This is a genomic window from Salinicola endophyticus, assembly GCF_040536835.1.
In the GTDB taxonomy this organism is placed as follows: Bacteria; Pseudomonadota; Gammaproteobacteria; order Pseudomonadales; family Halomonadaceae; genus Salinicola; species Salinicola endophyticus_A.
This window is the reverse complement of record NZ_CP159578.1, coordinates 3,770,739-3,789,909: the sequence shown is the minus strand read 5'-3', so window position 1 is coordinate 3,789,909 and position 19,171 is coordinate 3,770,739. Positions and strand designations below refer to the sequence as shown.

Genomic DNA, 19,171 nt, shown 5'->3' with positions numbered 1-19,171 from the left:
GTGTCCGGCCAGCAAGGCATCCAGCAATCAGCGCTCAGGCGAGGAGCGGTCATGCAAGAGCAATGTCTATGGACCCAGGGGGCGCAGGAGCCGGCGCCCGTTACCGAGACGCTGGATGGCGCGCTGCGTACCCGCGTGTGCGTCGTCGGCGGCGGGATCACCGGCCTCTCCACCGCGCTGCATCTGAGCGACAGCGGTACCGAGGTCTGCGTGCTGGAGGCGGGAGACATTCCGACCGGGGGCTCCGGGCGCAATGTCGGGCTGGTCAACGCCGGCCTGTGGGTGCCGCCGGACGATATCGTCAAGGCGCTCGGCGAGGCCGACGGCGAGCGCGCCAATCGGGTGCTCGGCGGGGCTCCGGCCAAGGTGTTCGCGCTGATCGAGCGCCACGGCATCCAGTGTCATCCCACCCGCACCGGCACCCTGCACCTGGGGCACAACGCCAAGGGCTGTGACGAGCTGGCGCGCCGGCGCGATCAGCTCGTAGCGCGTGGGGCCCCGGTCGAACTGATCGAGGGCGAGGCGTGCGAGCGGCTCACCGGGACCCGGCGTATCCGCGCCGCACTGTGCGACCGCCGTGCGGGTACGCTCAACCCCGCCGAGTATACTCGCGGGCTGGCGCGTGCCGCCCAGACCCAGGGCGCGCGGCTGTTCACCCACAGCCCGGTGACGGGCATCCAGCGCGAGGGCGACGGTTGGCGCCTGACCACACCCAAGGGCAGTGTCGTCGCCGACCGCGTGGTGCTCGCCACCAACGCCTACGCCCAGGACAATTGGAACCAGGCGCGCCAGCACTTTTTCACCGGCTACTACATGCAGGTCGCCTCGCGCCCGCTCTCCGGGGCCGCGGCGGATGCCATCCTGCCCGAGCGCCAGGGCGCCTGGGATACCCGCACGGTGCTCTCGAGCATCCGCCGCGACGCCGCCGGGCGGCTGGTACTGGGCAGCCTGGGTCGCGGCGAAGGGCGGCCGCGGGCCTATCTGAAGCGCTGGGCCGACCGCATCGCCGGTCACTACTTCCCCGAATTGGGGCCGGTCGAGTGGGAGTGCACCTGGAGCGGCCGTGTCGCCTTCACCCCGGACCACACCCTGCGCCTGTTCGAGCCGCTGCCGGGGATCGTCGCCGCCTGTGGCTACAACGGCCGCGGGGTCACCACCGGCACGGTGGTGGGCGAGGGCTTCGCCGAATATCTCAGCCGTGGCGACGACAGTCTGCTGCCACTGCCGCTCAAGTCCTACCGCGCCATACGTGGGCGCGGGCTATGGAGCGCAGCCTACGAAAGCGGCTTCTCGCTCTATCACCTGGGGCAGTGCCTGCGTCTGGTGAACTGAGAGGGTGTTTACAAATTCGACGAGCGAAGGTGAGACAAGGCGAAATCGGCCGAAGAGACGGAGTTTACGTGGTGTAAATGAGTACTTTGAGGTCGATTTCAACGCCGTATCGTCGAGCGCAGGCATTTTGTAAACACCCTCTGAGCGGTGCCCGCCCTGGGCGCTCCCTACGCTGAGTGCCCATTGGCTGCCCCGAGCGCTGCCGCGTCAGGAGACGTACAGCGGCCAGTGGCGTGAGCGGATCCGCGTCAGGCAGTGACGCAGCTCGCCATCCAGGGCACGATCCTCGCCCACCGGGGCAAAATCCTCACGCAACGCCGCGACCATGGTGGCCAGCGGTGCGGGCAGCGGGTCAGCGCGCAGGTGAACCCCCTGCAGCGCCGCCAGCAGTGTCGCCGCGGCGACCTGCTCGGTGAGTTCGAGCACGCGCAGCGCATCGCGGGCGGCGATGGTGCCCATACTCACCTTGTCCTGGTTGTGGCACTCGGTGGAGCGCGAGAAGACGCTCGCCGGCAGGGTGCCCTTGAGCGCCTCGGCGGCCCAGGCGGAGGCGCCGATCTGCACCGCCTTGAAACCGTGATTGATCATCGCCCGCTCGGCCGGGGCGCCTGAGAGATTGCCCGGCAGCCCATGGTTGTAGCGGCTGTCGACCAGCAGCGCGAGCTGGCGGTCGAGCAGGTCGGCGACGTTGGCGGTGAGGGTCTTGAGGCTATCCATGGCGAAGGCGATATGGCCGCCGTAGAAGTGGCCGCCATGCATCACCTCGCCCGAGTCGGGGTCGATCAGCGGGTTGTCGTTGGCGCTGTTGAGTTCGGTCTCGATGAAACCGTGCAGCCAGCCCAGGCTGTCGGCCAGCACCCCCAGCACGTGTGGGGCACAGCGCAGCGAGTAGCGGTCCTGCAGGCGCTGCTGCGGTGCGGCCGTCTCGCTCTCCATATCGGCGCGCAGCCAGGCGGCGACCTGGCCCTGGCCGGGATGCGGCTTGGCGGCGAACAGCCGGGCGCCAAAATGCGCCGGGTTGCCGCGCAACGCCACCACGTTGAGGGCGGTGATGCGGGTGGCGAGCTTCAGCAGATACTCGGCGCGGGCGAACGCCTGGCACGCCAGCGCGGTCATCACCGCGGTACCGTTCATCAGCGCCAGCGCCTCCTTGGGGCGCAGGGTCAATGGCGCCCAGCCCAGCTCGGCGTGGGCTTCGGCGGCTGGGCACACCCGGCCGCGCCAGATCACCTCGCGCTCGCCACACAGCATGGCGGCAATGTAGGAGAGCGGAGTGAGATCGCCGCTGGCCCCCACCGAGCCCTCCTCGGGAATGCGCGGCAGCAGGTCCTCGTGCAGGCAGGCGTGGAGCCGTTCGAGCAGTTCGAAGCGCACCCCGGAGATGCCCTGGCATAGCGACTGCAGGCGTGCCGCAAGCACCGCTCGGGCGGCTTCGGGCTCGAGAAAACGGCCCAGGCCACAGCCGTGGAAGGTGTAGAGCTGACGCGGCAATGCCGCCACCTGGCTCAGTGGCACCGCGGTGACGCAGGAGTCACCGTAGCCGGTGGTGATGCCGTAGATTTGCCCCTCGCGGTCGAGCAGCCCTTCGACCGCCTGGGCGCCGCGGGCGATGCGTGCACGCCACGCCGGGTCGTCGTCCAGGCGTGAGGGGGCACGGCGCTCGGCCAGGGCGACCACCGCCTCCAGGGTCAGCGGGGCGGGGCCGAAAACGATCGGCGCGGGGGCATGAGACATGGCTCGGTATCCACTTGGCTCGGGGTGGCGCCGAGTGTAGCCGGGCGATGTGCCCGGCGGCCAGCGAGCGCTTCGCCCGCAGAGTGCTGGCCGCCGGGGAGGATCGAGAAGTTCAGATCGAAAGTTTCAGATCGAAGGATTCAGCGCGACCGAGTCAGGCCGACGGGCGTTCGGCGGTAAGGAAGAAGCGCACCTTGGGCTCGGCGGCCAGCAGCGGGGCGGAGCCCTCCTTGAACGGGGCGTAGTGCGGCATGCTGGTGTGGTGCTCGAAGGCGGCACGGTCGCGGTAGACCTCGTGCAGCACCACCAGGTCTTCGCTGCCCTCCGGGGTCAGCACGTCGAAGGTGAGGCAGCCTTCCTCGTTGGCCAGTGACTCGCTGGCGTCGTTGTGTGCCAGCGCCAGAAAGGCCGGCACCTGACCCGGTTTGATCTGAAACTCGGCAATCACCACGAAGTGGGTGTTAGCGGTCATGAAGACCTCCCTGTTGGATGAAAGAGTGGCGTCGTAAAGCCCCTAGTGTAGGTGCAACGTCGGACGTCTGCTGACGGCTACGTCATACCTCCCGAGAACCCTGGCGGAATCAGGCGTGGCAGGTGGCGCTCGAGTAGTCGGGCGGCATCCATCACCCGCATGTCGTCGAAACGCGCCGCGACCAGATGCAGGCCGACCGGCAGGCCGTCGTCGTCGAGGCCGCAGGGCAGCGACGCTGCAGGTTGCTGGGTGAGGTTGAACGGGTAGCTGAACGGGGTCCAGTCCATCCATTGCCGGTAGCGACCGCCCTCGGGCACGTTGCTGCCGACGGCAAAGGGTGCCAGCGGCAGTGTCGGCGTCACCAGCAGGTCGTAGTGGCGATGGAACTCGGCCAGTTGCGCGGTCAGCGCGGCGCGCGCCTCGCCGGCACGCTGGTAGTCGCTCAGCGAAATGCGCGCACCGCGCTCGGCGATGGCTCGCAGGCCCGGGTCGAGGCGTTCGCGCTGGGCCTCGTTCAGACCGCCCACCAGTCGTGCGGCGCCGGCGAACCACAGGGTGTTGAAGGTAGCTTGAGGGTCGGCGAAGCCGGGGTCGATCTCCGTCACCTCGGCGCCCAGCCCGCGCAGCACGGCGACGGCGTCATTCACCACCCGGGCGATGTCCGGCGCGACTTCGACATAGCCCAGGTCGCGGCTGTAGGCGATCCGCCAGCCCCGCAGGTCGTCCGGCGGTGAGCGGCGCCAGTCGAACGGGCAGGGCGGTCCGGCGTAACCGTCACGCGGATCGGGCTGGGCGATCGCGCTCATCATCAGCGCGGCGTCCTCGGCAGTACGAGTCATCGGGCCGAGGTGCGAGAGCGTGGTCATGGCACTGGCCGGCCATTGCGGCACCCAGCCGAAGGTCGGCTTGAGGCCGAAGGTGCCGGTAAAGGCGCAGGGAATGCGGATCGAGCCGCCGGCGTCGCTGCCCTGATGGAGCAGGCCCAGGTTGAGCGCCGCGGCGGCGCCGGCACCGCCGGACGAGCCGCCCGGTGTCAGGCGCGGATTCCAGGGGTTGCGGGTGATGCCGTGGAGGGGATTGTCGGTCACCCCCTTCCAGCCGAACTCGGGGGAGGTGGTCTTGCCGAGCAGCACGCAGCCGGCCTCGCGCAGGCGGGCGGCGAACGGGGCGTCGGTGTCCCAGGGCCCGGCCGCCGAGGTGGTCGCGGAGCCCTTGCGGGTCGGCATGCCGCGGGTCGGGGTCAGGTCCTTGATGGTCACCGGGATGCCGTCGAGCGGGCCCAGCGGCGTACTGCGTCGATAGCGAACCTCGGCGGCGCGAGCGGCCTCCCGCGCACCGTCGGCGTCGACGTGACAGAAGGCGTTGATGGTGGGGTTATGGTGCTCGATGCGCGCCAGGCAGTCTTGCGCAAGTTCCACCGGCGAGATCTCGCCGGCGGCCAGCAGGGCCCCGGCATCGACGGCGCTCAGGCCGGCCAGGTCGGTGTCGCTCTTTGCCATGATCAGGCTCCTTTTTCCGCCAGTTCGAGGGTGGCGTGCAGCAGCACGTCGGCGCCGGCGGCCACGTCTGCGGGGCTGGCGTATTCGGCTTCGTTATGGCTGATGCCCTTCTCGCAGGGAATGAAGATCATTGCGGTCGGTGCCACGCCGGCGACGAGCACCGCGTCGTGCCCGGCCCCGCTGACGATGTCTCGATGGGCATGTCCGCCCGTCTGCGCCGCCCGGCGTACCGCGTCGATGCACGCGAGATCGAAATGCTGCGGCGGGTTGTTCGCGGTCTGGGTGACGGCGAGTTCCAGGCCACCCTCGGTGGCGATTCGTTCCAGGGTCCGGCGGAACTCGGTGACCATGGCGTCGAGCACCTCGCCGTCGCTGTGGCGCAGGTCGACGCTGAGCGTGACCTCGCCGGGGATCACGTTGCGCGAGTTGGGCCGTACCTGGCAGGCGCCGACGGTGCCGCGGCCGTCGGGCTGGTGGGCCATGGCGATGGTGTCGACGGCCTCGATCACGCGGGTGGCGCCGAGCAGCGCATTGCGGCGCAGATGCATCGGCGTCGAACCGGAGTGGGCGGCCATACCGGTCAGCGTGACGTCGAACCATTGGATGCCCAGCGCGCCGGTGACCACGCCGATGGTGTCGCCTTCGTCCTCGAGGATCGGCCCCTGCTCGATGTGCGCCTCGAGGTAGCCGGCAAACCGGGCCGGTCGGTGGGCGTCTTCACCGACGTAGCCGATCGCCTCGAGTGCCTCGCCGGCGCTGATGCCCTCGGCATCGCGCCGCGCCAGGGCGTCGTCGAGTGTCAGTTGGCCGACGAAAACGCCGGAGCCCATCATGCAGGGGGCGAAGCGGCACCCCTCCTCGTTGGTCCAGGCCACCAGCTCCAGCGGCCGCTGGGTCTCGATGCCCTGGGCGTTCAGCGTGCGGACCACTTCCAGCGCTGCCAGTACGCCGAAGCAGCCGTCGAACTTGCCGCCGGTGGGTTGGGTGTCGATATGGCTGCCGATCACCACCGGGTCGGCCGTGTCGTCGCGCCCCGGGCGCCGCGCGAAGAGGTTACCGATGGCATCGAAGCGCACCGTCAGATCTTCCGCCTCGCACCAGCGGGTCAGCAGATCGCGACCCTGGCGGTCGAGATCGGTCAGCGCCTGGCGGTTGCAGCCCCCCTTGGGGGTGGCGCCGATATTGGCCAGTGTCATCAGGCTCTGCCATAGGCGCTCGCCGTCGATGGTCAGCCGGGTCTCTTGAGAAGATGAAGTGGGGAGCATGGTCTTGTCCTTATCCTGGTCGAGGGCACTCTGGTCGGCGCCGTTCAGGCGCTCAGCGCCAGAAAGCGGTCACGGATCGCGGGGTCGTCGCGGAACGCCTGGGCGCTACCGTGATAGACCACCCGGCCCTGTTCGAGCACATAGTGGCGGTCGGCGAGCTGTTCGCAGACCCGCAGGTTCTGTTCGACCAGCAGCACTGGCAGCCCCAGGCCGCGGATGTCTTTGAGGATGCGCACGATCTCGTCGACGATCACCGGCGCGAGCCCCTCGGTGGGTTCGTCGAGCAGCAGAATGCGCGGGTCGTTGATCAATGCCCGGGCGATGGCGAGCATCTGCTGTTCGCCCCCCGAGAGTGCGTTGCCGCCGTTGCGGCGCCGCTCCTCGAGGCGCGGGAAGAGGCGATAGATGTCGGCGAGTTGCCAGCGGCTGCTGCGCCGGGCGGCGATCTTGAGGTTTTCCTCGACGCTGAGCAGGCCGAAGATCCCGCGATGTTCCGGCACCAGGGCGACCCCCTGGCGGGCGATGCGGAAAGGCTCCTGGCCGTTGATGATGCGCCCGTCGAAACGCACCGATCCGCGTCGTGGCGGCACCAGGCCGACGATGCTCTTGAGGGTGGTGGTCTTGCCGGCGCCGTTGCGTCCCAGCAGGGTGACCAGCTCGCCGGCCTCGACCTTGAGCGAGACGCCTTCGAGCACATGGCTCTTGTCGTAGTAGCTGTGGATGTCGTCGACCTCGAGCATCAGGCAGCCTCCCCCAGATAGGCGGTGCGCACTCGCTCATCCTCGCGCACCGCTTGTGGCGTTCCCTCGACCAGGATCCGGCCGCGGTTCATGACGGTGATGGTGTCGCTGATCGACATCACGATGCTCATGTTGTGTTCGATCAACAGCACGGTATGGTCGCGCCCAAGCTCGGCGATCAGCCGGGTCATGGTGGGGATGTCGTCGACCCCCATGCCCGAGGTCGGTTCGTCGAGCAGCAGCAGGCGGGGCCTGGCGCATATCGCCATGCCCACTTCCAGAATGCGTTGCTGGCCATGCGACAGGGTGCCGGCCGGCAGCTCGGCGCGCTCGGTGAGCGCCAGGCGTTCGAGCATTTCGTCGGCGGTAGCGGCATGGCGGCGGTGGCTATCCAGACGCCGCCAGAAGTCCAGCGCCCGCCAGCCGGCGGCGCCCTGGGCGGCCAGGCGCAGGTTCTCGCGAACGCTCAGGTTCTGGAACAGGCTGGTGATCTGGAACGAGCGCGCCATGCCCAGCGCCACCCGCCCATGGGCGGGGCGGCGGGTGATGTCGCGACCTTCGAACAGGATCTGCCCGCCGCTGATACGGCGCTCGCCGGTCAGGCAGTGGAACAGACTGGTCTTGCCGGCGCCGTTGGGGCCGATGACGGTATGAATGGTCCCGGGGTGGATACGCAGCCCGACCCCGTCGACGGCGCGGAAGGCCCCGTAGGCCAGTGTCAGGTCGCGGGTTTCCAGCAATGGTGTGGTCATGCGTCCTCCTGCGCCTTGCGCGCGGCGCCGGCGCGCCGGCGTCCCAGGGATTCGAGGCCGCCCCACAGGCCGCCGCGCATGAACATCACCACGGCGATCAAGGCCACGCCGAGCAGCAGCATCCAGCGCGGCCACAGGGCAGAGAGCAGGTCGCCGAGGATGACGATGGTACCGGCGCCCAGCAGCGAGCCGAACAGCGATCCGGTGCCGCCGATGATGGTCATGATCAGGATCTGCTCGGACATCGGTAGCTCGATGTTCGATAGCGGCGCGAAGTTGAGCAGCATGGCGTAGAGCGCCCCGGCGAGTCCGGTGACGGCGCCCGACAGCGCGAAGGCGAGAATCTTGAAGTGGCGGGTGTCGTAGCCCACGGCGGCGGCACGCGCCTCGTTCTCGCGAATGGCCAAGAGGGTACTGCCGAAGGCCGAGTCGATGACCCGACGCGCCCCCAGGTAGAGGAGCACGAACAGCACCGCCACCAGGCCATAGAAGGCCAGGGGCGACGCGAGATCGAACAGGGTGAAACCACCGATGGCCAGGGGAGGCCGCGGGACGTCGAGCAGACCGTTGTCGCCGCCCGTCCAGTCGCTCAGGGTATAGGCGATGAAATAGGCCATCTGGGTCAGCGCCAGGGTCAGCATGACGAAGTAGATCCCCGTGCGACGGATCGCCAGGGCGCCGACCAGCAGCGCCAGCAGACCCCCGGCGGCGGCCGCCAGCAGCAGTGCCGTGAACAGCCCGACCTGCCAGTGGATCATGGCCAGGGCCGCCACGTAGGCACCGCTGCCGAAGAAGATCGCCTGGCCGAAGGAGAGCAGACCGGTGTAACCGAGCAGCAGATTGCAGCCCAGCACGGCCATGGCGAAGATCAGGATTTCGCAGGCCAGCGTGGCCGAAGGCACCACCAGGGGCAGGGCGATGACCACCGCCAACATGGCCAGGGTCGTCGCCGCTGGCCGCCGCCGGAAGATGGCGTTGGCGGGGCGGCTGTCGCCGCGCGCCGGTGTCGTGAGCTTGGGGTTCATCTCAGGCCCTCCCGAACAGGCCGTAGGGCCGTAGCAGAATGACCACGGCCATCGCGGCATAAATCATCAGACTCGATCCCTGCGGCCACAGGCTGGCCATCAGGCTCTGCACCACCCCCACCATCAGGCCGGCGGCCAGGGCGCCGCCAAATGAGCCCATGCCACCGATCACCACCACCACGAACGCCACACCGAGGATCTCCGGGCCGAGGAAGGGATTGGCTCCGCGCAGCGGCGCGGAGAGCACGCCGGCCAGGCCGGCCAGTGCCACCCCTAGGGCGAAGGTGACCGAGAACAGGCGGAAGATATTGGTGCCGAGCAGTGACACCGTTTCGGTGGATTCGCTGCCGGCGCGTACCAGGGCACCGAAGCGTGTGCGTTCCAGCAGCAGCCAGAGGGCCACGGCCACCAGGGCGGCGAAGCCGATCAGGAACAGCCGGTACTGCGGGTAGGCGAAGTGGCCCAGTCGCACGATGCCGCGCAGCAGCTCCGGCGTCGGCACGCTCTTGCCCACCGGGCCCCAGAGCATGATCGAGACTTCCTGGATGATCAGCGCAATGCCCAGGGTGACCAGGATCTGGAAGGTATGCGGCAGATGATAGATACGCCGAATCAGGCTGCGCTCCAGCAGCCAGGCCAGCAGCCCCACCGCGAGTGGCGCCAGCAGCAGCGACAGCCAGAAGTTGCCGGTCAGGGTGACCGTGGTGTAGCAGAGGTACGAGCCGAGCAGGAAGAAGGCGCCGTGAGCGAAATTGACGAAGTTGAGCAGACCGAAGATCAGGGTCAGGCCGACCGAGATCAAAAAATAGATCATCCCCAGTCCCAGACCGTTCAGGATCTGGAAGAGATAGACGTTGAGCATGATGTCACCTCGCCGGGAGCGGAAGTGGTTGATGCCAGGCCGCGGCGGCGACGCTCGTCGCCCCCGCGGCAACGGTCACAGGTGGCAGCCGCTCTGCGCCGGCGACAGGAAGGATTGGCCCGAACTGACGATGTCGGCGTAATCGCTGGCGTCGGTCATCTCCGCGGCACCCTTGCCCTCGAGCAGGTAGTAGTCCTTGAGCACCTGGTGGTCGGCGGCGCGAATCGTCTCCTCGCCGGTGGGGCCCTGGTAGGTGCGCCCCTCGAGAGTGTGGATCAGCGTCTCGCCCTGGGTCGCGCCGCTGTCGGCCGCCGCCTGCAGCAGGGTCTTGGTCATGGTGTAGTCGGCGGCCAGCGGGTAGTTGGGGGTGATGCCGTAGGCCTCCTTGACCCTCTTCACCAGCTCACGGTTGGCGGGGGTGTCGACCTCATGCCAATACTGGGCACCGAAATAGATGCCGTCGATGTTGTCGTTGCCCAGCTCCTGTAGCTGCTCCAGGCCAGAGGACCACACCATGATGATATCCATCTGCTGGTTGAGCCCGAAGTTGACCGCCTGGCGCAGGGCATTCGAGGATTGCGAGCCGAAATTGAGCAGCACCAGAACGTCGGGGTTGGCGGCCATGGCATTGGTCAGATAGCCAGAGAACTCCTGCTCCTGCAGCGAGTGGTAGCTGTTGCCGACATGCTCCACGCCCTTGTCCGCGAAGACCTTCTCGGCATTGCGCAGCAGCGCTTCGCCGAAGACGTATTGGGGGGTGATGGTATAGAAGCGCTTGGCATCGGGGTGGCTGTCGATGTAGGGCACCAGGGTCTGCTGGATCGCCCCGTAGGTGGGCACCGACCAGCGGAAGGTGGCGGGGTTGCACTCGCTGCCGGTGATCTCGTCAGCGCCGGCCGGGGTCATGAAGACGCCGCCGGCATCGTTGACCTCCTTGCCCACCGCCAACGCGGTCGAGGAGAGCGTCGCGCCGTTGAACAGGCGCGCGCCGTCCTGCTCGATCGCTTCCTGGACCTTGCGCACGGCACGTCCGGCATTGCCCTCGGTGTCGATAGAGACATAGTCGATCTGGCGGCCCAGCTTGGCGGACATCTCGTCGACCGCCAGCTTGGAACCCATCTCGGCGTACTTGCCGTAACTGGCATTACTGCCGGAGAGGGATTTGACACCGTAGACGGTGATCGGTGTCTGGTCCTGGGCCTGGCTCGGGCCCGCCGCCACGCCGAGACCGAGGGTAGCGGCCATCAGGGTAGCGGGAAGCAGTCTGGTGGAAACCCGGGAGGTGAAAGACCGGTTGGTGGAAGACAGCGTATCGCGTCGCATCATGAACCTCGCAATGATTGTCGTTGTTGTTGCAGAGATGAGCCGGGGTGTCGGCCCCTAGTCGGGTGCTAGAAACCCCTGGCGGGGGTTGACCAGAAACTGGTCGGCGACCTGGCCCTCGAGGGCCGTCATGTGGTGCTCGGCATCGCACATGTGGTCGTGCATCAACTCGCGTACCCGCAGGACGTCCCGTTCGCGCAGGGCCGCGACCAGCTCGACGTGATAGTCGATGTTGGCCTGATCGAACTGCTTGCGCTCCGGCTTGTAGGCCTTCTTGAGCACCACCAGATCGCGCAGCAGATCGTTGAGGAAACCGCACAGGAAGCGCAGCAGGGGATTGGGGCAGGCGCGCGCCAGGATATTGTGGAACTCGAGCTCCAGCATGCGGTGGTGGCGATGCCCTTCGTCGCCATCGTGAGGCTGGCGGCAGCGCTCGATGTTGCCCTCCAGCGCGAAGAAGTCCTCGGGGACCAGATGGTCGATGACCGAGACGGCCATCTCGACCTCGGCCAGACGTCGCAACTGATAGACCTGGCTGCCATCGAGATGCTGGAAATGCAGAAAGTTGCGCAGGGCACGGCTGGCGGGATCGGTGGTGGGGGCCTTGATCAGTGCGCCTCCGCCAGGGCCGGTCTTCAACGTGATCAACCCCTCCACCTCGAGCACCTTGAGGGTCTCGCGAATGGTCGCCTTGGCGCAGCCATAGTGGGTCATCAGCGCCTTTTCGTTGGGCAGCTTGTCGCCCGGCTGCAACTGAGCGGTGACGATCTCACGCTTGATGTCTTCGCCGATGATGTCGGCCAGCTTGCGACGGCGCGTCGGTTCCGCGGTCATGGGGTGCCTGTCTTTGTATTTATACGAATAAATATATTAATTCGCGCAAAAGGAGCGGCGCGTCAAGGCGTCCTCTCCCTGGGAGGCGGCGCATGAGTGCACGTGTCTTGCACCCGCATGGTGCCGGTGAAGTTGCCGGCTTGCTGAAGGCCGGCACTAATCGCTTGTTCGATAACGGGAAGCGAGGTGCTACGTGGCAGTGCGAGGCGGGAGGGGTATGCACCAGAGGGATGAGTCGAGGGTTTTTTCGATAGCCGAAAGTTTTCAGGGGGCTCGTGATCGATGAATATTTTTGTGGCTGAGGGTGCCGGGAGGTGGCCCTGAGCCACCTCGCCTGCCATGCACGTCATCCCCGCGACAGCGCCTCTGTTGCCGCCAGCGCCAGGTCGTGGCTTGTCGCCCGCATCCCCTCGCAACCGGTACCGAGTGCCCTGGCGATCACCGCTAGTGGATTCGGATGGCGCTAATGAATGCGCGGCGCCTCGCCCATCCCTAACCGCTCCTGGAACTCGGCCACCGCGCTCTTGAGCAGTTCCATCAGCCCGGGAATCAGCGCTGCGCCCTGTTCGGGGCCACTGACGAACTGCTCGACGCTGACGTGCACCGCCTCCTGGTGGACCACCAGCTTGGCCGCCTTGATCGTGTTCATCACGTCGTTGGCGGTCTCCAGCAGCCGCAGACGATTGGTCGACGGGGCGGTCTGCCACACTCCGGGCAGCATCAGTTGGAAGAAGGCCGGTTCGTCGGCCGCGACGACCAGCACGAACTCCAGATGATCCTGACGCAGGCGCGCGGCCTGTTCGTCCATGGCTTCGATATCGATCTCTTCGGCGCGCAGCCGCTCTATGTATTGCGCCAGTGGCGTCTGTTCGGATGACATGGTGGCGCTCCGCTAATCAAGTCAATCAGGCTTCGAGCCCCGAGCGGTGACGCGGTTGGCGACACGGCCCGGTTCGAAGGCGATCCCCCCAGTGTAAGCGAGATCGCAGGCGAGAGCGTGGGGGAAGGCGCGAAGGGGTAGCATCGAAGGGGGCAGGCAGCGAAGGGGCCGAGAGCGAAGGCTCAGGGCGCGTCCGGGCGCCGCACCCGAGCGCCGAGGGCGGCGAAGACATCCACGCGAACGTCCTCGGCGTCGGTGATCAGATGCCATTGGCGCGGGAAGGGGGTCCAGTGCTGCTGGCTGGCGCGACCCAGCTTGGTCGCGTCGGCCATCACATAGACCTCGGCGGCGCGCGCGATCATCGCCTCCTTGAGCCACGCCTGCTCGGGGCTCGCCTCGCACAGCCCCAGCTCGGTCAGCCCATCGGCGCTCAGGAACAGGCGGTCGACGCTCAGCCGTGACAGCGCCGCGTGCGCCAGCGGCCCGTAGACGGTCATGCTGGAGGCGCGCAGGTCGCCGCCGAGCACAGTGGTGCGCCCTTCGGGCAGCTGGATCAGCCACGGCAGCGCGGCCATGTTGTTGGTGACCACGTGCAGCCCGCGGCGTTCGTGCAGGCACGCCGCCAGGGCCGCCGTGGTGGTACCGCCATCGAGCAGCACGGTGTCGCCGTCCTCGATGCAGTCGAGCGCGCAGGCGGCCAGGCGCGCCTTGACGTCGCCCTGGCGCAGCCGGCGCTGCTCCAGCGTCAGCTCGGGCTCGCGCTGGCCGACCCCGGTGGTCGCTCCGCCATAGGTGCGCACCAGCAACCCCTGCTCGGAGAGTGCGCCGAGATCGCGCCGTGCGGTCGCCTCGGAGATGCCGAAGTGGCGGCACAGCGCCTCGATGCTGGTGATGCCCGCGTGCACGGCTTCGAGCATTTCACGGCGGCGTTTGGCGACTTTCATTCCCTCTCCCTCGGCGTCGTCGGCTGCGTGCAGTATGCCATAGGCGCCGGCAGTGCCGCGGGGCGGGTCAGCCCTCCACCCAGGATGGGGCGACTCGGCTGTATTGAATGCACTGACGAAAGCGGGTGAAGGCGATATGCAGTGCGCCATCCGCACCCTGCACGATCGACGGGTAGGAGTACTCGCGGTTGGCACGGCTGGCGGAGTCATTGGTCATGCAGTAGCCGTCGCCGGTCTCCAGGTCACGGCACGGGCCCCAGCTACGCCCGCCGTCGGCGGAGAGCACCAGCGACATCGGCGCCCGCGGCACGCCCCAGAAGGCGCGCTTGCCATCCACCGCGGCCTGCTCGGTGAGCTCGCCGTGGGCTTCACTGTCCTCGATATCGTCATAGAGCGAGGTGCGCCGCTGGGTGATGCCCTCGGCGTTGATAGGGTTGTAGACCATCGCCAGGCGGCCATCGGCCAGGCGTGTGCACTGGATCGATGAGTTGTTGTTGGGCAGCGGCGTGGGTTCGGGCGCACTCCAGCGGCGGCCATCCCGTGAGCGGCTGAGATAGATCCGATCCGCCCAGCGGCTGCGGTAGAGCGCCACCAGCTCGTCGCCGTCGAGCCGAACAACGTTCATGTGCACGCAGCCGACGCTCTGTGGCACCTCGTGGGACTGCCAGCTGACGCCCTGATCGCTCGAAACCAGCACCGCGCTGATGTCGTCGTTGCCGACCCAGCGTTCGCCGGGTCGAGTGCGGCAGTGGAACACCGGGCAGACCCAGTCACCGTTGGCCAGCACCACCGGCGGCTGGCGCACGAAGGTGCCGGGTTCGGCGAACAGCGTCTCGATCGGCCCCCAGCTGTGGCCATCGTCGCGGGAGACCCGCTTGCGCACGAAGGCGGTGTTCTGATGGCCCGAGAGCTGCGCGGTGTAGATAAGCCACAGCTCGCCGGTGCCGGTATCGAACAGGATCGGGTTCTGCTCCGAGCGGGTATCGTCGTCGGAGAGCTTGACCGGCGTCTGCCAGCACGCCGCGCCGGCCGGTAGCCGCGACAGGTAGATCGAGATGTCCGGAACGCCCTCCTGAGTGCCGCCGAACCAGACGCACAGCAGGTCGCCGTCGGGGCGCTGATGCAGGTTGGCCGCGTGATTCTGGACGCAGGGCGAGGGCAGCAGCGCATCCAGGCGCTTCGGGTCGCCGTCGCGGGGGCGCAGCTGGCCATCGAAGAGGGCCTCGGGGGATGACGTCATGGGAACTCCTCAGACCAGCGACAGCTGATGACGGGCGGCGACGATGTCGGAGAGCTCGGGGACGAACCTGTCACCATCGCCCTGGGATTCGGCGCCGGCGTAAAGGTCTCGCACCGCCTTCGCCACGCCGGCTTCGACGTTCAGCGCCTCGGCCAGATCGGCGAGGTAGCGGGTATCCTTGTGGGCGTTGGCCAGGGTGAAACGGTGGGCGTCGCGGTCACGCTCGAGCACGTACTGGAAAAAGGTGCGGTAGAAACCGCTGTCCATGCGTGAGCCGCGGATCACGCTGTCGAAGGTCTGCGGGGTGATCCCGGCCTTGGCCCCGATGGTCAGCGCCTCGGCGAAGATCGCGCCATAGCCCATGGCGAGGAAGTTGTTGAGCAGCTTCATGGTGTGGCCGGCGCCCACCGGGCCGACGTGGAGGATCTTGGCCGCCCAGGTCTCGAGTACTGGGCGCAGGCGCGCAAGCGTGGCGTCGTCGCTACCCACGATCGCCTGCAGCTCGCCGGCCTCGGCCTGGGTCGGGGTGCCGCCCAGCGGGGCGTCGATCAGGATGATGCCGTCGGCGGCGAGCGAGTCGGCCAGGCGGCGGGTCACGGTGGGTTCGGAGGTCGAGCAGTCGACGATCACCAGGTCGCGCTTGCCCGCACCGCGGGCGCCGGCACGGATGCCCGTGTCGCCCTCGATCAGCGCCTCGACCTGGGGCGCGCCGGTGACGCAGAGAAAGACGATGTCGCACTCGGCACCCAGGGCGGCGGCGTTGGCGGCCTCGCGGGCGCCGTCGGCGATCAGCGCCTCGAGCGGTGCCCGGTTGCGGTGGGCGAGCCCGACCAGCGGGTAGCCGCCCTTGAGCAGATTGCGCGCGATCCCCGCGCCCATGAGTCCGAGTCCTGCAAATCCGATGGTCGGCATGTGGTTCTCCTTGCTGGCGGATATCGCGAATGATGCGTTCGTTTCAGGTGTGTCAGGCCGGTTGCCCGCGGCGGCTGGCCAGTTCCACCGCCTGGCGCAGCGCCTCGATCAGACTGCGGTCGTCGGCGCTACCGCTGCCGGCGATATCGAAGGCGGTGCCGTGGTCGACCGAGGTGCGCACCACCGGCAGACCCACGGTGACGTTGACCCCGGCCTCCAGCCCCATCACCTTGACCGGGCCATGGCCCTGGTCGTGATACATCGCCACCACGCAGTCGAAGTCGCCGCGCCCGGCGCGAAAGAACAGGGTGTCGGCGGGTAGCGGGCCCTCGACCTGCCAGCCGCGCTCGCGCAGGGTCTGGATCGCCGGGACGATCTTTTCCTCTTCCTCACCGTAGCCGAACAGCCCGTTCTCACCGGCATGGGGGTTGATGCCGCACACCGCGATACGCGGATTCTCCTGCCCGGCGCGGACCAGCGTGGCGTGGGCACGCTCGATGGTGCGCTGCACCAGGCCCGGTTCGATACGCCGGATGGCGTCGAGCAGACCGATATGGGTGGTGACGTGGATCACCTTCATCTTCGGGGTCACCAGCATCATCGAGACCTCTTCGGTAGCGGTCAGATGCGCCAGCAGTTCGGTGTGCCCCGGGAAGAGGTGGCCGCCGGCGTGCAGTGCCGCCTTGTTGAGCGGCGCCGTGCAGATGGCATCCAGCTCGCCAGCCTCGACCAGCTCGACGGTCCTGGCGACATAGCGGTAGGCGGCGTCGCCCGCGATCGGGGACACCTGGCCCCAGGGCAGCTCGGCGGGAATCAGATCGAGATCTATACAGTCGATCCGCCCCTGCTCGAAACGCGCCTGAGCGGGGGAGTCGACCACCGCGAGCGCTAGCGGCGAGGCGACGATCTCCATGGCCTGGCGCAGGCGGCGGGCATCGCCGATCACCAGCGGTCGGCAGCTGGCGTAGACCGCATCGTGGGCCAGCGCCTTGACGATGATTTCGGGGCCGATGCCGGCGGCATCGCCCATGGTGATACCGATGACGGGGCGGTCGCTCATGCGGGGGAGTCCTTTGCGGTGCCGCGTCCGGGGGCGTGCATGCCCGGGCGGGCGGGTGTCTCGGAGAAGGGAGCCGTCTCGGCGGCGGCATGCGGCCGGCGCGGGGCGACGTGCGTGGCCCAGAGGTCGACGAAGGCCGCGCTGTGGCCGAAGCCGCCGGCTTTGGTCACCACTTCCAGGGGATGTGTCGGGCGCTCGGCTGTCAGGCGCGCCATGCCGGCGACCGGCGCGTCGATCAGCGTCAGGCGCTCGATCCCGGCGGCATCGAGAATGGCGCGAGCGGTGGCGCCGCCGGTGGCGATCAGGCGGCAGACGTCAGCGAGGTGCGGCGCGATCAGCGCGCCGAGCGCCTCGCTTAGCGCGGCACCGTCGCGGGTATCACGTTCCTCGGGCTGGGCGATGCGCAGCATAACGTCGCGGTTGGACGTGAGGGCGTCGGCCAACCGCCTCGACAGGCGCTGGCGTGCGCCGGGCGGCGCCGGCTCACGTAGCGTCGCGGGCGCGATCTCGATCACCTCGAGCGCCGGTATGGCAGCGGCGAGGGCATCGGCCTGGTCATGGGCGCGGCTGCTCATGCTGCCGATCACGCTCAGGGTAGGGCCGCTCTCCGCCGGCGCCGAGGCAGCGATGCGCGCTTGCCGCCCGTGGCTATCTTCAAAAGCCGTCTCGGGAACAGCTTCAGGGGCAGGTTCAGAGACCAGCACCAGGGCGTCGGGAAGTGCCTGGCCGAGGCCGGCAGCGCCGACCCAGACAATGGAATCGAGCGCGCTGCCGAGGGTGGCGATGCGCTGCAGATCGCGGTCGTCTTCGGCGTCGCAGACCACCGCCTGGACGCCTGCGCGCTGCCAGTCGCGCAGCCGTTCGAGGGCACGGGTATCGTCGCCACGCAGGGTGTCGAGGTCGAGCAGGCGCGTGTCGAGGCCAGCGCCGGAGAGCATCGCGATCAGGTCGGCGCGTCCCTCGATACCCGCGTTGCGCCACACCTCGGTCTCCTCCACCGGCACGCCGTCGAGCCACTGGCGTCCCTCCCGGGTGGTGCGTCCGCTGGCCGGATAGGCCGGCGCGACCAGCGCCATGCCGGCCTTGGGTACCAGGCTTGCGATCTCGACGGCGAGATTGCCGCGCAGCGTCGAGTCCACCTTCTTGAACAGATGCCGGTAGTGGCCCTGCCAGGCATCCACACAGGCGGTGTGGCGGCGCGCGGCGACGGCCGGCGCACACTCACGCGAGTCGAGATCGACCGCGACCACGTCCGCCTCCTGCGGCCGCGTGGCCGCAAGCAGCACTTGGGTATGCAGCCCGCGCTCGGCGCAACCTACCGCCGAATCCGCGGTTCCGGTGAGATCGTCGGCGACGATCAGCAGCTGCGCATGGGGCGTGGCGCGCTCAGGGCGTGACACGAGAGTACCCCTCCAGCGCGCGTTCGAGGCTGGCGCGGGCCCCCGGTGTCAGCGCCTGGACCGGCGCACGCGCCGGCCCTGCCGGCATGCCCAGCAGCTCCGCTGCGGTCTTGAGCACGCTGGGCATGGTACCGAGCGCGAAGGCGCTGCGCAGCGGGCGCAGCGCTTCCTGGGCTTCCCGTGCGGTATCGATATCGCCCGCCTGCCAGGCGTGCCAGATCGACATCACCACATCCGGTACGGCGTTGGTGGTGGCGGCTACGGCGCCGTCGCCGCCGGCCATCAGTGTCCACAGGATCATCGAGTCGGTGCCGGTGAACACGGCAAAGTCCTCGCGCCGCAGGCGAATCAGCTGCACCAGCCGGTCGAAATCGCCACCGCTGTCCTTGATCCCGCGAATGTTGGGGATCTCGGCCAGCCGCGCCACGCTCGCCACCTCCAGCGTCACCCCCGCCTTGGCCGGAATGGTGTAGAGCAGAATAGGCAGCTCGGTGGCGCCGGCGATGGTCTCGTAGTGGGTGATCAGCTCGGCCTGGGTCGCGCCGTTGAAGTAGGGCGTGATGATCGAGAGACCATCGACGCCGACTTCCGCCATGCGCGCGTTGAGCGCGATCACTCCGCGGGTGGTGTAGCCCCCGGTGCCGGCGAAGACCGGCACCCGGCCTGCCGCCTGTTCGACCACGATGCTGGCCACGCGGACCTTTTCGTCGTCGGAAAGCGAGAAGAATTCGCCGTTGGTGCCGAGCGCGAACAGGCCATGGACGCCCTTGCCGATCAGGGTATCGACCAGCCGGCGCAGGCCGGCTTCGTCGATCTCCTCGTGGACATCCAGTGGGGTGATGAGGGCGGGAACGATGCCGCGGAATGCGAGGCTCATGGTATCTCCAGAGTCGGTGG

The 19,171-nt window shown here is 68.2% G+C and carries 18 protein-coding genes; 1 reads left to right on the top strand and 17 read right to left on the bottom strand.

Annotated elements, in window-relative coordinates; genetic code table 11:
- Positions 1-51 precede the first annotated feature (51 nt).
- Positions 52-1,332 carry an FAD-binding oxidoreductase gene (locus ABV408_RS17165; RefSeq protein WP_353980105.1) on the top strand — a complete coding sequence of 427 codons (1,281 nt, stop codon included), beginning with the start codon at positions 52-54 and terminating at the stop codon, positions 1,330-1,332.
- Positions 1,333-1,539: 207 nt separating this feature from the next.
- On the opposite strand, the gene ABV408_RS17160 is transcribed toward ABV408_RS17165, so the two are convergent.
- The 17 genes from ABV408_RS17160 to dapA form a co-directional block, all read right to left on the bottom strand.
- On the bottom strand, positions 1,540-3,066 hold the full coding sequence (locus ABV408_RS17160) for an aromatic amino acid ammonia-lyase (RefSeq protein ID WP_353980104.1): 1,527 nt from the start codon (positions 3,064-3,066) through the stop codon (positions 1,540-1,542).
- 154 nt (positions 3,067-3,220) lie between these two features.
- Positions 3,221-3,538: a putative quinol monooxygenase gene (locus ABV408_RS17155; protein WP_353980103.1), complete on the bottom strand. Its 318-nt coding sequence runs from the start codon at positions 3,536-3,538 to the stop codon at positions 3,221-3,223.
- A 77-nt stretch (positions 3,539-3,615) separates the two neighbouring features.
- Complete coding sequence (locus ABV408_RS17150; protein WP_353980102.1) at positions 3,616-5,037, bottom strand: amidase; 1,422 nt, start codon at positions 5,035-5,037, stop codon at positions 3,616-3,618.
- Positions 5,038-5,039: 2 nt separating this feature from the next.
- Entirely contained in the window at positions 5,040-6,302 is a 1,263-nt protein-coding gene (locus ABV408_RS17145) for a Zn-dependent hydrolase (RefSeq protein ID WP_353980101.1), read from the bottom strand.
- A 44-nt stretch (positions 6,303-6,346) separates the two neighbouring features.
- On the bottom strand, positions 6,347-7,042 hold the full coding sequence (locus ABV408_RS17140; protein ID WP_353980100.1) for an ABC transporter ATP-binding protein: 696 nt from the start codon (positions 7,040-7,042) through the stop codon (positions 6,347-6,349).
- Positions 7,042-7,794: an ABC transporter ATP-binding protein gene (locus ABV408_RS17135; protein WP_353980099.1), complete on the bottom strand. Its 753-nt coding sequence runs from the start codon at positions 7,792-7,794 to the stop codon at positions 7,042-7,044. The genes ABV408_RS17140 and ABV408_RS17135 overlap by 1 nt, the downstream gene beginning before the upstream one ends.
- Entirely contained in the window at positions 7,791-8,819 is a 1,029-nt protein-coding gene (locus ABV408_RS17130) for a branched-chain amino acid ABC transporter permease (RefSeq protein ID WP_353980098.1), read from the bottom strand. The genes ABV408_RS17135 and ABV408_RS17130 overlap by 4 nt, the downstream gene beginning before the upstream one ends.
- A gap of 1 nt (position 8,820) precedes the next feature.
- Positions 8,821-9,681, bottom strand: coding sequence for a branched-chain amino acid ABC transporter permease (locus ABV408_RS17125; protein ID WP_353980097.1), 861 nt, complete (start codon positions 9,679-9,681; stop codon positions 8,821-8,823).
- Positions 9,682-9,756: 75 nt separating this feature from the next.
- Positions 9,757-11,007 carry an ABC transporter substrate-binding protein gene (locus tag ABV408_RS17120; RefSeq protein WP_353980096.1) on the bottom strand — a complete coding sequence of 417 codons (1,251 nt, stop codon included), beginning with the start codon at positions 11,005-11,007 and terminating at the stop codon, positions 9,757-9,759.
- 54 nt (positions 11,008-11,061) lie between these two features.
- A complete protein-coding gene (locus tag ABV408_RS17115) occupies positions 11,062-11,838 on the bottom strand; it encodes an FCD domain-containing protein (protein ID WP_353980095.1) in 777 nt (258 codons plus the stop codon).
- 463 nt (positions 11,839-12,301) lie between these two features.
- Complete coding sequence (locus ABV408_RS17110; protein ID WP_353980094.1) at positions 12,302-12,718, bottom strand: hypothetical protein; 417 nt, start codon at positions 12,716-12,718, stop codon at positions 12,302-12,304.
- A 182-nt stretch (positions 12,719-12,900) separates the two neighbouring features.
- Complete coding sequence (locus tag ABV408_RS17105; RefSeq protein WP_353980093.1) at positions 12,901-13,662, bottom strand: DeoR/GlpR family DNA-binding transcription regulator; 762 nt, start codon at positions 13,660-13,662, stop codon at positions 12,901-12,903.
- Between the two features lie 67 nt (positions 13,663-13,729).
- Entirely contained in the window at positions 13,730-14,902 is a 1,173-nt protein-coding gene (locus ABV408_RS17100) for an exo-alpha-sialidase (RefSeq protein WP_353980092.1), read from the bottom strand.
- 9 nt (positions 14,903-14,911) lie between these two features.
- Entirely contained in the window at positions 14,912-15,814 is a 903-nt protein-coding gene (locus ABV408_RS17095) for an NAD(P)-dependent oxidoreductase (RefSeq protein WP_353980091.1), read from the bottom strand.
- 52 nt (positions 15,815-15,866) lie between these two features.
- A complete protein-coding gene (pdxA, locus tag ABV408_RS17090) occupies positions 15,867-16,874 on the bottom strand; it encodes a 4-hydroxythreonine-4-phosphate dehydrogenase PdxA (RefSeq protein WP_353980090.1) in 1,008 nt (335 codons plus the stop codon).
- Positions 16,871-18,274 carry a four-carbon acid sugar kinase family protein gene (locus ABV408_RS17085; protein ID WP_353980089.1) on the bottom strand — a complete coding sequence of 468 codons (1,404 nt, stop codon included), beginning with the start codon at positions 18,272-18,274 and terminating at the stop codon, positions 16,871-16,873. Before ABV408_RS17085 ends, pdxA begins: the two co-directional genes overlap by 4 nt.
- The gene (dapA, locus tag ABV408_RS17080) at positions 18,261-19,151 is read right to left on the bottom strand and encodes a 4-hydroxy-tetrahydrodipicolinate synthase (protein WP_353980088.1); all 891 of its coding nucleotides are present in this window, start codon (positions 19,149-19,151) and stop codon (positions 18,261-18,263) included. The genes ABV408_RS17085 and dapA overlap by 14 nt, the downstream gene beginning before the upstream one ends.
- Positions 19,152-19,171: the final 20 nt, after the last annotated feature.